Source organism: Marinobacter sp. bablab_jr003, assembly GCF_016464245.1.
GTDB classification, from domain to species: Bacteria; Pseudomonadota; Gammaproteobacteria; order Pseudomonadales; family Oleiphilaceae; genus Marinobacter; species Marinobacter vinifirmus.
The window spans coordinates 1-13000 of sequence record NZ_JADARC010000021.1; the positions used below are offsets into that span (position 1 = coordinate 1).

At 58.2% G+C, this 13000-nt stretch carries 12 protein-coding genes and 1 other RNA gene; 8 read left to right on the forward strand and 5 right to left on the reverse strand.

Going from position 1 to position 13000, the window contains the following annotated elements; translation table 11 throughout:
- Positions 1–437 precede the first annotated feature (437 nt).
- The 3 genes from ssrA to smpB all read right to left on the reverse strand — a co-directional run bounded on the left by ssrA (position 438) and on the right by smpB (position 2811).
- Positions 438–802: a transfer-messenger RNA gene (gene ssrA, locus H3Z84_RS01530) on the reverse strand.
- A gap of 82 nt (positions 803–884) precedes the next feature.
- Positions 885–2306, reverse strand: coding sequence for a WS/DGAT/MGAT family O-acyltransferase (locus H3Z84_RS01535; protein WP_199456010.1), 1422 nt, complete (start codon positions 2304–2306; stop codon positions 885–887).
- A gap of 22 nt (positions 2307–2328) precedes the next feature.
- Positions 2329–2811: an SsrA-binding protein SmpB gene (smpB, locus tag H3Z84_RS01540; protein ID WP_022988316.1), complete on the reverse strand. Its 483-nt coding sequence runs from the start codon at positions 2809–2811 to the stop codon at positions 2329–2331.
- 179 nt (positions 2812–2990) lie between these two features.
- Between smpB and H3Z84_RS01545 the strand changes: the two genes are divergently transcribed.
- From H3Z84_RS01545 to H3Z84_RS01555, 3 genes are all read left to right on the forward strand, one after another.
- Positions 2991–4487, forward strand: a complete 1497-nt coding sequence (locus H3Z84_RS01545) for a sodium-dependent transporter (RefSeq protein ID WP_022988315.1) — start codon at positions 2991–2993, stop codon at positions 4485–4487.
- Between the two features lie 64 nt (positions 4488–4551).
- Complete coding sequence (locus tag H3Z84_RS01550; RefSeq protein ID WP_022988314.1) at positions 4552–4998, forward strand: type II toxin-antitoxin system RatA family toxin; 447 nt, start codon at positions 4552–4554, stop codon at positions 4996–4998.
- Positions 4998–5276 carry an RnfH family protein gene (locus H3Z84_RS01555; RefSeq protein WP_199456011.1) on the forward strand — a complete coding sequence of 93 codons (279 nt, stop codon included), beginning with the start codon at positions 4998–5000 and terminating at the stop codon, positions 5274–5276. Before H3Z84_RS01550 ends, H3Z84_RS01555 begins: the two co-directional genes overlap by 1 nt.
- 3 nt (positions 5277–5279) lie before the next feature.
- On the opposite strand, the gene H3Z84_RS01560 is transcribed toward H3Z84_RS01555, so the two are convergent.
- Positions 5280–5612, reverse strand: coding sequence for an outer membrane protein assembly factor BamE (locus tag H3Z84_RS01560; protein ID WP_058341809.1), 333 nt, complete (start codon positions 5610–5612; stop codon positions 5280–5282).
- A 123-nt stretch (positions 5613–5735) separates the two neighbouring features.
- Between H3Z84_RS01560 and fur the strand changes: the two genes are divergently transcribed.
- On the forward strand, positions 5736–6155 hold the full coding sequence (fur, locus tag H3Z84_RS01565) for a ferric iron uptake transcriptional regulator (RefSeq protein WP_199456012.1): 420 nt from the start codon (positions 5736–5738) through the stop codon (positions 6153–6155).
- 64 nt (positions 6156–6219) lie between these two features.
- Here the strand turns inward: fur and recN are convergent, their stop codons facing one another.
- The gene (gene recN, locus H3Z84_RS01570; protein ID WP_199456013.1) at positions 6220–7899 is read right to left on the reverse strand and encodes a DNA repair protein RecN; all 1680 of its coding nucleotides are present in this window, start codon (positions 7897–7899) and stop codon (positions 6220–6222) included.
- A 263-nt stretch (positions 7900–8162) separates the two neighbouring features.
- Here recN and grpE point away from each other — a divergent pair, with 263 nt between their 5' ends.
- From grpE to dapB, 4 genes are all read left to right on the forward strand, one after another.
- Positions 8163–8741, forward strand: coding sequence for a nucleotide exchange factor GrpE (gene grpE / locus H3Z84_RS01575; RefSeq protein ID WP_199456014.1), 579 nt, complete (start codon positions 8163–8165; stop codon positions 8739–8741).
- A 120-nt stretch (positions 8742–8861) separates the two neighbouring features.
- Positions 8862–10781 (forward strand): molecular chaperone DnaK, encoded by a 1920-nt coding sequence (dnaK, locus tag H3Z84_RS01580; RefSeq protein ID WP_199456015.1) that lies wholly within the window; start codon positions 8862–8864, stop codon positions 10779–10781.
- A 78-nt stretch (positions 10782–10859) separates the two neighbouring features.
- Positions 10860–11987: a molecular chaperone DnaJ gene (gene dnaJ / locus H3Z84_RS01585; RefSeq protein WP_199456016.1), complete on the forward strand. Its 1128-nt coding sequence runs from the start codon at positions 10860–10862 to the stop codon at positions 11985–11987.
- Between the two features lie 11 nt (positions 11988–11998).
- Positions 11999–12802 carry a 4-hydroxy-tetrahydrodipicolinate reductase gene (gene dapB / locus H3Z84_RS01590; RefSeq protein WP_199456017.1) on the forward strand — a complete coding sequence of 268 codons (804 nt, stop codon included), beginning with the start codon at positions 11999–12001 and terminating at the stop codon, positions 12800–12802.
- Positions 12803–13000: the final 198 nt, after the last annotated feature.

Below are 13000 nucleotides of genomic sequence, written 5' to 3' on the forward strand. Positions count from 1 at the left end.
TCTGGTTGTGAAAGAGCATGCAGGTTAGACTCGGACATGGCGTATCATTCCTCTGTTGGTTGTGATCTTGGCGGTGATCAACCAACAGGATACGCCACCCCTTCAGCCTGCTTCCATACACCAGAAATCACCATAACTCCTCAAGTGATGGCATGTTCACGGTATCCTAAATGCAGGAAACTTCTTCCTATCGCTGACACTGCGCCTATACGAGCTGGGCGCTAATTCCGGGCGATATGGGCTTGCCTTGTGTGTCATTTGGTGATGGGCTACGCCGCGGATATGCGCGGGTGAGCGGCTGAGGCATCCAGTTGACCCAATTAGACCGAAAAAAGATCTGTATAAAGGTCTTTTTTAATGCTTTGGCTCGCACAGGACGAAAATTCGAGGGCATAAACGAAAAAAGCCCCGGCGAACCGGGGCTTTTCTCTGGAAGGTGGTGGAGACGGCGGGAATTGAACCCGCGTCCGCCAGCACTAGGCCTTGAGATCTACATGCTTAGTGTCCTTCTATTGATTTAACCTCAAGCGACCCGAAGGCCAGGGTGCAAGAGGCGAGCTCTTTAAATCTTAGCCTTTAGCCAGTGAGCTCTGGATAAAGGAGCATCCCGTAAGCGATGACGTCCTGAGATGTTGCTTCCGAGCTACGGGCGACCCGGTCAGGACGACTAGCAGCTTACGCTGCTAGTGCGTAGTTTTCGTCGTTTGCGACTATTGCGTTGCAGCTTTGGATTAACGAGATTGGCTGCCATCTCGACATGCACCCAAGGGTTCGCCACCAGCGTCGAAGCCATGTCGTCCCCTCTTACTTGGAGTATATGTGGGCGGCTCCCGATACTTCAAGGGGTGTTTCACTATCGTGGCGGTTATTTGTACCTATCCGTATCACGACGCAGCGCGAAGATCCCCTGTCGAGCCCTTGGCCTTTGCGGCCTGGTACAGATTCTGGAAGCTGTCGCGGAAGTATTCCATCACCGCAACCGGGTCTGCCGGGATGCCTTTGTCGATGGTAATTCCGAACTGTACGGTGCCGGCGTAGCTGAAAATGCTCATGCCAATGCCGATGTTACCGCTTTGAGGTACCCAGAACATGGGCTGAACCAGTTTGCTGCCGGCCAGGTACACGGCGTGCCGGGGGCCGGGCACGTTGGTCAGTACCGCAGAGGCTTTGTTGCTGAGCAGGTCCAGTGCCCGTCGTTCCAGGATATCGGGGCCGCGACCGAACAGATCAAGCAGGCTGTAGGTGACCTGGGCCTGGTAGGAACGCTTTAGCCGGTTCATGTTTTCCTGCACCTGGCGGAAGCACATGAGAGGGTCGGTAACTTCAACGGGCAGGCCCACCAGTACCAGGCCGAACTGGTTGCCCAGGGTCTCGATCGGCTGGTCCAGCGGGCGCAGGTTGAAAGGCACTGCCACCCGAATGCCGCAGTCCGGGATGGTCTGGTGTTGTTCGGTGAAGTGCCGGCTCAGGGCACCGGTGGCGGCGCACAACAAAACATCGTTAACGGTGCCGCCGAGTATTTTGGCGCAGGCTTTGACGTCATCAAGGTCGAGCGGTTCGGCCCAGGCGACCTGTTTGCGGCCAACCAGTTGTTGTTTCAGGCTGGTTTTTGGTTCGAAGGGAGCCAGCCCGAGTTTTACCAGGTCCGCAGCAATGCCGCCGGCCGTGGTGGCGAGCTTGAGCGGGTAGTTGGGTTCTTCACGGACGGAGTCCAGGAACAGTCTCGCCTGCTGCCATCCTGCCTGGCTGCTGTCTACCAGGCGGTGCAGGAAGCGGGAGGAGGCCGTGCCTTCCGGTTTTTTGGCAGGTTTCGGTTTGCTGGAGATTTTTTTCAGCCTGGCTTCGGGGGATTTATCCGTAAGGGAAAGCAGTACCCGAACCAGGGAGATGCCGTCTGCTATGCAGTGGTGAATGCGCACGAGCAGCGCACAGCCGCCGTTAAAACTGTCGATATAGTGGATTTGCCAGAGCGGGCGCCGGAAATCCAGGGCGCTGCTGTTGAAGTCGCTGGCCAGCGCCTGGAGTTCATCCTTGCCAGCTTTGCCGGGCAGGGCAATGCGATGCAGGTGGTTGTCGAGATCGAACAGCGGGTCGTCTTCCCAGTAAACCCTGTCGCCTTTGTCTACGATGCGCTGGCGGAAACGCCGGAACTTCAGGAAGCGCTCCTCCAGGGTGCGCTTCAGGCGAGTGATGTCGATCGGTTTTTCGAACATCAACACCGCCGAAATCATCATGGGGTTTTCCGGGGTGTCCATGCGCAGCCACGACCGGTCTACCGACGACATGGCTGCCCGTTGTGGTGACATACCCCCTCCTTGTGTCTCAGCCTCAGGTGTTGGCTTCGCGCATAATTCGCTGCTTCTGCCTGTTCCAGTCCCGCTCTTTTTCTGTCGCCCGCTTGTCGAACAGCTTCTTGCCTTTTACCAGGGCGATCTCGCACTTCACTTTGTTGCCTTTCCAGTATAGCGCCAGCGGGATACATGTGTGCCCGGCCTGGTTGACCTGACCGATAATCTTTGCAATTTCCTTGGCGTGCAGCAGCAGTTTCCGGGTGCGGGTGGGGTCGGCAATCACATGGGTAGATGCCGTGTTGAGCGGCGTAATGTGGGCCCCAAGCAGCCAGGCTTCGCCGTCTTTGAGCAGGACATAGGCATCCACCAGTTGCGCCTTGCCGGCACGCAGAGACTTCACTTCCCAGCCAAGCAGGGCCAGGCCCGCTTCGAAGCGTTCCTCGATGTGGTATTCGTGCTTTGCCTTCTTGTTCAGGGCAATGGTGTTACTGGTTGGTCCGCTTGCTTTCTTCTTGCTCATGAATCCTGTCCGGGATCGGAAGAATGACTTGGCCGGCGGTTAACAGAGGGCCGGCAAAGCGGGCATTGTAGCTCAGGTCTGCCAGACGGGTCACGATTTCGCCGCCGGGGCGCCACAATGGTCGTTTGCCGCCACCGGCATCGGCTACAATAAGCGGCTATAGCTTTTCAGGGGCCGGAATGCCGCACAAGTACCAGACATCCATAGGGTCGTTTACCCGTAAATCCAGCTTCTTCTGGGCCTCGGTTGGTGCAACCGTGGGCCTTGCCAACCTGTGGCAGTTTCCTTACCTGGCCAGCATTCACGGTGGCGGCCTGTTTATACTGTTGTACCTGGCGTGCCTGTTGCTGGTGGCTTTGCCACTGATGGTGACCGAGGCGGTGTTCGGGCGGCACTCCCGGCACGGGATCGTGCTCGCCATGGATGGCTTTGTGCGCAACGCCGGCAGCCACCGCTTGTGGCACCTGACCGGTCCCCTGAGTGTGATTGCAGCCTTCCTGGTACTGTCATTCACCGCAGTGTTTGGCGGCATTGTGCTGGCCTATGTGTTTGCCGGTGCTTCCGGCCAGTTCAGCAGTGCGACCACAACTTCCGCTTCGGCGGTGCTGACCGAGCTGGTTTCAAGCCCGGAGCGTTACCGGGAGTTTATGGCCTGGCACGGGTTCTTCCTGCTACTGGTACTGGCGGTGTCGGCACGGGGTGTCGTGAAGGGATTGGAGCGTTCGCTGCGCATTGTTGTGCCTTGCACGTTAGTGTTGCTGGCGATGTTGTTTGCCCTGTCCGCCGGGCATGGGCGGCTGGAATCCGGGGTTGATCACATTCTGACCTTCCGGCCGGAACAGTTGAGCCTCGACAGCATCAAGGCAGCCTTCTTCCATGCCTTTTACACCCTGGGGCTCGGGGTCGGGGTTTGGGCGATCTTTGGTGCCTACACCACGGCGGAAACCCGCCTGAAACGATCTATTCTGGCGGTGGTGCTGATGGATACCCTGGTGGCAATCGTTGCCGGTGTGATGATGTTTTCCATTGCGCTTGACGGCACCAGCCTGGATGGCGAGCGAGGCTTCAGCCTGTTGTTTGTCTCTCTGCCGGTGGCACTGGCCCAGGTGCCGTTCAGCCAGGTGGTGATCACCGCGGTATTCCTGCTGGTGGTGCTGATTGTCTGGGCGACGTCTATCTCCCTGCTGGAGCCCGTGGTGGGCTGGTTGCGGGAATGGCTCGGCGCGCCAAGGGGATGGTCTGTGGTGTGTGTGGGCCTGGCGGTGTGGCTGGCGGGCCTGGCCTCGCTGTTTTCTTTCAACGTCTGGGCCGACTATCAGCTGGCAGGTGCCACGGTTTACCGCTGGCTGGAGCTTGTGACCGGCGGCATCCTGATTCCGGTGGTTGCCATGCTTGTTGCCACCTTCGCCGGCTGGTGTCTGACTCGCCGCTACAGTGCGCAGATTCTGGGCGATGCCCCGGCGTTTTTCCGCAAGCTCTGGTATTGGGTGATGCGGCTGGTGCTGCCGGTTGTGGCGTTGTGGATAGGTATCCAGTACACCATTTTTTCACTGTCCAATCTTTGTGATAACGGCAACGATGCGATCTGGTGCGGGCCGGGTACGCCGGTTGCCGAAGCTTCGGCGCCGGTTGAAAACGCCCCAAACGGGCCGGATATCCAGTATCATGGTGAATGACCCATCGGCCGGTGACAGCGGTTGGTGTCAGTAGTAGCAAAAAAGCGCAGGAATTCCGTTTTACATGGCTCATCAGATTGATAAAACCGCGCTGGTTATGCATTCGGCCGAACGCATGTTCCACCTGGTCAACGACGTGGCGCGTTATCCCGAGTTTCTGCCCTGGTGCGCCGGGGCGGAAGTGCACGAGCGTACCGATGCCGAGATTATGGCGTCACTGGAAATCGCCAAGGGTGGTGTGCGCCATCGTCTGACTACCCGCAACCAGTTGCTGATGCCGGAAAGCATCGAAATGAAGCTGGTGGATGGCCCGCTCAAGAACCTGACCGGTCGCTGGCATTTCCGGTCGCTGGACGACAATGCCTGCAAGGTTATCCTCACGCTGGAGTTTGAATTTGGCGGCTCGTTGTCCCGAATGACCTTCGGCCCGGTATTCAACCAGGCTGCCAACACCATGGTGGACGCCTTCTGCCGTCGCGCGGATGAAATCTATCGCGGAGGATTGGTGTAATGCAGGTAGAGGTGGCATACGCCCGGCCCGACAAGCAGCAGATTGTGCCGGTCAAGGTTCCGGAGGGAACCACGGCGCTGGAGGCGGTAAAGCTTTCGGGTATCGTGGATATCTTTCCGGAAATTGAGCCGGACGCTATCGATATGGGCGTGTTCGGCAAGGTAATCAAAGATCCCGCCAGCCACGAGTTGCGGGAAGGCGACCGGGTAGAGCTGTACCGGCCGCTCAAGATCGACCCGAAACAGGCGCGCCTGAACCGGGCCAAAAAGAAAGCCTGAAGCTTAGTAGGCTGGGGTTTCTTCCAGCAGCTGGGCTTCGTAGTGGCTGTACTGGTCGCCGTTGTAGTAAACGATGATGCGTTGCTCTTCGATGTCACCACCCCGGCGCTGGAAGGTGTACACGTAGTATTCCCTGGAAGGATCGACCGGGTTCAGCATCAGCGGGCTGCCCAGTACCGCGTGTACCTGGCTGCGTGGCATGCCTTCGGAGAGTTCAGTCAGCTCTTCGTCGGTAACAATGTTTCCCTGCTGTACGTTGATCTTGTAAACGCCGGGGAAGACGCAGCCTGACAAGGATAAAATGCCAATAAGAATGATAGCGGTGAGCTTTTGCATCGCCAGGGGAAATCCTCTATCTTGAAATCGCCTGCCTTTGGCAGGTGTGAAACGGGTTTAACCGTTGAACGGCGGCTTCATCATACCGGAAGCCGTAAGGCACACCAACGAGTGAATAGTAGCATGCCATCTGAAAACGCCGAATTACGAAAAGTCGGTCTTAAGGTTACTCTGCCCAGGGTGAAAATCTTCAATATTCTGGAGAACGCCAAGGAGCATCACCTGAGTGCTGAAGACGTCTACAAAAAGTTGCTCGACCAGGGTGACGATGTGGGCCTTGCGACCGTTTACCGGGTGCTGACCCAGTTTGAGGCAGCTGGCCTGGTATTGCGCCACAACTTTGAAGGCGGCCATGCTGTGTTCGAAATGGCCGGCGACGATCACCACGACCACATGGTCTGCACCCAGACCGGTGAAGTGATCGAGTTTGTGGACGAGATCATCGAAGAGCGTCAGCAGAAGATTGCGGCAGAACACGGCTACGAGATTGTCGATCACAGCCTGATCCTGTACGTAAAACCTCTGAACTCCGGCAAGAAGTAATCAAACGATAAAAAAAGGGGCCAGCAAGTGCCGGCCCCGAAGCTCTCCGAATCGAGAGGGGATTTCAGTGATGGGTCGCCTGGCCCTTTACGAACATCTCTCGGGCATGGGCAATGGTGTGCTCGGTCATGTCCACGCCACCCAGCATTCTTGCTACCTCGCTGATCCTGCCCTGGTCATCCAGTGCCTCAATGCGCGAGTAAGTCGCTTCTTTCTCAGTAAACTTGCTGACAAACAGGTGCTGATGGCACTGGGCGGCCACCTGCGGCAAGTGAGTCACACACAGTACCTGCCCGTTATCCCCCAGTGACCGCAGCAGTCGGCCCACCACTTCTGCAGTGCCGCCGCCAATACCTACGTCCACTTCATCGAACACCAGCGTGGGTGTGGTGGAGGTTTGTGCCACAACCACCTGGATGGCCAGGCTGATCCGTGACAATTCACCGCCGGAGGCCACCTTGGCCAGTGGGCGTGCCGGCTGGCCGGGGTTGGCGCTGACCAGGAATTCGATATCTTCCATGCCATGGGGTGCCGGCTCGTTGTCAGTATTGCCGCTCAGGTGGGTGACAAACTGCATGTTGGGCATGCTTAGCTGGGCCAGTTCCCGGGCAACCCGCTGGTCCAGTTCCATGGCGGCCTGTTCCCGTTTGGCAGACAGCTGTGCTGCCAGCTCATCGAATTGTTTACGCAGGTTTTCCAGCTCAGCTTCAAGCTGTTCCAGGCTGCCTTCGCCGCCATCCAGTTCGGCCAGTTCTGCGGCCAGGCGCTGGTGCAGTTCCGGCAACTCTTCCGGGGTAATCCGGTGCTTGCGGGCCATCTGGTAAATGGCGCTCAGGCGTTCTTCCACCTCGGCCAACCGCGCCGGGTCGGCTTCATAGTCGTCAACAAACCGGCGCAGGTTGTCGCCGGCTTCGGAAATCTGGATCTGTGCTTCGTTCAGCATCTGCAGGGTATCGGCCAGTGCCGGCACTTCCAGCGGCAGTTGCTCCAGTTGCTGCAGGGCCTGGCGTACCAGGGCGGCTGCGCTGGTGTCATCTTCGGTGCAGAGTAGGGCGGCCTGGTGACTGCTGTGCAGTACTGCATCCGCCTGACTCAGCTGGGCCTGCTCCTGCTCAAGGGCCTCCTGCTCGCCGTCTTCCAGTGCCAGCCGGTCCAGCTCCTCTACCTGGTAGCGAAGCAGTTGCAACCTGGCCTCGGCTTCGTCGGCATTGTGCCGGCGCTGTTCCAGTTTCTGGCGGGTGGCGTTCCAGGCTTTCCAGGCGGTGCGGGCCTGGTCGGCCAGTTGTTCGGCGCCGGCGAACTCGTCCAGCAGTTTGCGGTGGGTGTCTTTGCGTAGCAGTGACTGGTGCTGGTGCTGGCTGTGGATGTCCATCAGCAGGCCGCCCAGTTCTTTGAGCTGGGACAGCGGGCAGGGCTGACCGTTGATAAATGCCTTGCTGCGGCCGTCTTTGCGGATGGTGCGGCGCAGGATGCAGTCTTCCTTATCATCCAGCTCGTGGGCTTCAAGCCATTGCCGGGCTTCCGGAATTCTCGAAATATCGAAACTGGCGTTGATATCGGCACGCTCGGCCCCGTGGCGCACAGCTCCGGCATCTGCGCGGCCGCCCATGGCCAGGCCCAGGGCATCCAGAACGATAGACTTGCCGGCACCGGTTTCGCCGGTGAGTGCTGTCATGCCCTTGCTGAACTGCAATTCAACCCGTTCAGCAATGGCGTAGTTCGAGACCGTCAGTTGGATAAGCATGCTGATTACCTCCGTTCAGAGTCTGTTGTCTCTGAAAATTTCGAATACTGTGATTTCATACAGTTGCTGTGAATATATACAGGGTTTTTCCTGTTTGCAAATAACCTGTGCCCCGAATTTGTAAAGAATGCATCCCGGAAGGTTGAAACCCGCCCGGCGGGCCCCATATTCGTTCGCAAAGTCGTATTTTCCTGCCCTGAAACGGGCGGGGCTTAAACCAGCCGCAGGCCTTCGGGCCCTGGGAAAATCCATCAGGAGTTGTCATGAGTGCTGACGAAAAGCGCAACGAACAGGTAGAAGAAGAGCTGAACGAAGCCGCACAGGCGGAACAGGCTGATGCCGAGCCGGAAGCTGGCGAGGCGGGGCAAGAGGGTTCCGAGCTGGATGCCCTGAAGGCCAAGCTGCAGGAGTACCAGGGCCAGGCGTTGCGCTCCCAGGCAGAAATGCAGAACGTGCGCCGCCGGGCCGAGATCGACGTGGAAAAGGCGCACAAGTTTGCGCTGGAAAAATTCGTCAAGGAATTGCTTCCGGTGGCCGACAGTCTGGAGAAGGCCGTGGAAAGCACGGAAGGGCAGGAAGACGCCAGCGAACTGGTGGCTTCTATCCGCGAAGGCGCGGAAATGACCCTCAGCCTGTTCATGAGCAGCCTGAAGAAATTCAACGTGGAGCAGGTGAACCCGGTGGGTGAACCGTTCGACCCGCAGCAGCACGAAGCCATGTCTATGGTGCCGGCCCCGGACGCCGAGCCCAATAGTGTGGTGGCGGTGGTGCAGAAGGGTTATCTGCTGAACGGCCGTGTTGTTCGTCCGGCCATGGTTGTAGTAGCAAAAGCAGAAAATTGATCAAAAAAGGCGCCGCCGGGGCTTGAAAAGCCGCTGAAAGCGCCAATATAGCGATTAAACAGCGACAGCCGGGGTGGTCTCACTCCGGAGCAGAATTCAGAAAGATCTTGGAGTGATTCGATGAGCAAAATTATTGGTATCGACCTGGGAACCACCAACTCCTGCGTGGCCATCATGGATGGTGACAAGGTAAAGGTAATCGAGAATGCCGAGGGTGATCGTACCACCCCGTCCATCATTGCCTACACCGACGATAACGAAACACTGGTCGGCCAGTCTGCCAAGCGCCAGGCGGTCACCAACCCGGCAAATACCCTGTACGCCATCAAGCGTCTGATCGGTCGTCGCTTTGAAGACGACGTGGTTCAGAAAGACATCAAGATGGTGCCGTACAAGATCGCCAAGGCTGACAATGGCGATGCCTGGGTAGAAGTGAAAGGCCAGAAGATGGCTCCGCCGCAGGTTTCTGCCGAAGTCCTCAAGAAAATGAAGAAGACTGCAGAAGACTACCTGGGCGAGACAGTAACCGAAGCGGTTATCACCGTGCCGGCTTACTTCAACGACAGCCAGCGCCAGGCCACCAAAGATGCAGGCAGGATTGCCGGCCTGGAAGTTAAGCGGATCATCAACGAGCCGACCGCCGCAGCGCTGGCCTACGGCATGGACAAGCAGAGCGGCGACCGTACCGTGGCGGTCTACGATCTGGGCGGTGGTACCTTTGACCTGTCCATCATCGAGATTGCCGACGTAGACGGTGAGCACCAGTTTGAAGTGCTGGCTACCAACGGTGACACCTTCCTGGGTGGTGAAGACTTCGACATGAAGGTCATCGAATACCTGGCGGACCAGTTCAAGAAAGACAGCGGCATCGACCTGCGCGGTGACTCCCTGGCCATGCAGCGCCTGAAGGAAGCCGGCGAAAAGGCCAAGATCGAGCTGTCCAGCAGCCAGCAGACCGACGTAAACCTGCCGTACATCACTGCAGATGCGTCTGGTCCCAAGCACATGAACGTGAAACTGACCCGCGCCAAGCTGGAATCGCTGGTAGAAGAGCTGGTTCAGCGCAGCCTCGAGCCCTGTAAAGTGGCTCTGCAGGATGCTGGCATGAAGGCCTCTGAAATCGACGAGGTTATCCTGGTCGGTGGACAGACCCGTATGCCGCTGGTGCAGGAGAAGGTTAAGGAATTCTTCGGCAAAGAGCCGCGCAAAGACGTAAACCCGGACGAAGCCGTAGCCATGGGTGCTGCCATTCAGGGTGCGGTACTGTCTGGCGACGTGAAAGACGTACTGCTGCTGGACGTAACCCCGCTGACCCTGGGTATCGAAACCATGGGTGGTGTGGCCACTCCTCTGATCGAGAAGAACACCACGATTCCGACCAAGAAATCGCAGACCTTCTCCACAGCGGACGACAACCAGACTGCGGTAACCATCCACGTTGTTCAGGGTGAGCGCAAGCAGGCGGCACAGAACAAGTCCCTGGGTCGTTTCGACCTGGCCGACATTCCGCCCGCACCCCGCGGTGTGCCGCAGATCGAAGTCACTTTCGACATCGATGCCAACGGTATCCTGAACGTGTCTGCCAAAGACAAGGCGACCGGTAAAGAGCAGTCCATCGTAATCAAGGCCTCTTCCGGCCTGAACGATGACGAAATCGAGAAAATGGTGCGCGATGCCGAGGCCAACGCCGAGGAAGATCGCAAGTTCGAAGAGCTGGTACAGGCTCGTAACCAGGGCGACGCCATGGTTCATGCCGTACGCAAGACCCTGACCGAAGCCGGCGACAAAGTCACCGAGGCCGAGAAAGAGTCCATCGAAGGCGCCATCAAAGACCTCGAAGAAGCTCTGAAGGGTACCGATAAGGAAGATATCGAAGCCAAGACCCAGAAGCTGACTGAAGCCTCTTCCGAGCTGGCCCAGAAAATGTACGCGGATCAGGCTGACCAGGCGCAGCAGGCCGACGGGCAGGAAGGTGCCCAGGCTGCAGACGACGCGGTTGATGCCGAGTTCGAAGAAGTCAAAGACGACGACAAGAAGTAAATCCGAAGTACATCAGGCAGTTGGAAAACGCGGGGGTAGCCCCGCGTTTTCCGCGTTATAGCAACAGGGTTTTGAAGTATGGCCAAGCGCGATTATTACGAAGTACTCGGGGTTGCCCGGGGAGCGGATGAGAAGGAAATAAAGCGGGCATATCGGAAGCTCGCGATGAAATACCATCCAGACCGTAACCCGGATGACCAGGATGCCGACAGTAAATTCAAAGAGGCCACCGAAGCCTACGAGGTGCTCGCTGACTCCGGCAAGCGCGCTGCGTATGACCAGTTTGGTCATGCCGGTGTAGACGGCCAGGCCGGTGCCGGTGGCTTCGGCGGTGGCGGCAGCTTCTCCGACATCTTCGGAGACGTGTTTGGCGATATCTTCGGTGGTGGTGGCGGTCGTGGCCGCAATACCCGTGGCTCAGACCTGCGCTACACCCTGGAGCTGGACCTTGAAGAAGCCGTTAAGGGCAAGTCCGTCGAAATCAAAATTCCGGGCCACAAGGAATGTGACGTCTGTGAAGGCAGCGGCGCCGAAAAAGGCTCCCGGCCGGAAACCTGTGGTACCTGTCAGGGCATGGGTCAGGTACGCATGCAGCAGGGCTTCTTCACCGTGCAGCAGGCCTGTCCGACCTGCCGTGGCTCTGGCCAGATCATCAAGGATCCCTGCAAGGCCTGTCATGGTCAGGGTCGTGTTCGCCAGGACAAAACCCTGTCGGTCAAAGTGCCGCCCGGCGTGGATACCGGCGACCGCATCCGCCTGTCTGGCGAAGGGGAAATGGGCGTAGATGGTGGCCCCCCAGGCGACCTGTACGTTCAGGTGGCTGTGCGCGAACACTCCATCTTCACCCGCGACGGTCGCAACCTGTACTGCGAAGTGCCCATCAGCATCGTGGATGCTGCCCTGGGTGGTGAGCTGGAAGTGCCTACACTGGATGGCCGCGTGAAACTGAAAATCCCGGCCGAAACCCAGACCGGCAAGCTTTTCCGCCTGCGCAACAAAGGCGTGAGCCCGGTGCGTGGTGGCCCTGCCGGCGACCTGCTGTGCCGGGTGATGGTAGAAACCCCGGTGAAACTGACCAAGCGCCAGAAAGAACTGCTGGAAGAATTCCAGCAAACGCTGGACGGCAGCAACGGCACCCATCATGCTCCGAAGAAAACCTCCTGGTTTGAGGGTGTGAAAAGCTTCTTTGACGAAATGAAATTCTGAGGGCAGAACAGATGCGGGTAGCAATCATCGGCGCCGCCGGGCGCATGGGCAAGGTACTGATCGAAGCGGTAGACGGCACCGAGGGCCTTGAACTCGGCGCCGCCATCGTCGAGCCGGGCAGCAGCCTGATCGGCGCCGACGCCGGCGAAATGACCAGCGTTGGCAAAACCGGCGTAAAAATGGCTGGCAGCCTGGACGACGTAAAAGACGACTTCGACGTACTGGTGGACTTCACCTTCCCGGATCTAACCCTGGAAAATGCAAAGTTCTGCAGCTCTAACGGCAAGATGCTGGTCATCGGCACCACCGGCATGACCGACGCCGAAAAAGAACAGCTCGCCCTGGCCGCCGAATCCACCCCGGTCGTCTTCGCCCCCAACATGAGCGTGGGCGTTAACGTCGTCCTCAACCTCCTGCGCACCGCCGCGGCGACCCTGGGTGACGACTACGACGTAGAAATCATCGAAGCCCACCACCGCCACAAAAAAGACGCCCCCTCCGGCACCGCCCTGCGCATGGGCGAAGTTGTCGCTGACGCCCTGGGGCGCGACCTGAAAGAGTGTGCAGTGTACGGCCGCGAAGGTTTCACCGGCGAACGCACCCGCAAGGAAATCGGTTTTGAAACCATCCGTGCCGGGGACGTGGTGGGTGACCACACCGTGCTGTTTGCCACCGAAGGCGAGCGCATCGAGATTACCCATAAGGCCAGTAGCCGGATGACCTTTGCCAAAGGTGCTATGCGGGCTGCTTTGTGGCTTGAGGGTAAGGCGGCTGGTTTGTATGACATGCAGGATGTTTTGGGCCTTAAAGGCTGATTTTTGCCACTAAATCCACGAAAGAACACGAAAAGAAAAGGTTTTGTGCCACGGAAACCATATATGGTCTCCTCCCCGCTTGCAAGGCCTCAGACGTTGTTGATGAGGGACAGGTTGCTGCCATATATCCGGCCTGTTAACGAGGCGGCGTTGCCGCCTCTGGCCTTGATGAGGATTCGCCGCGCGCCTGCCTAATCA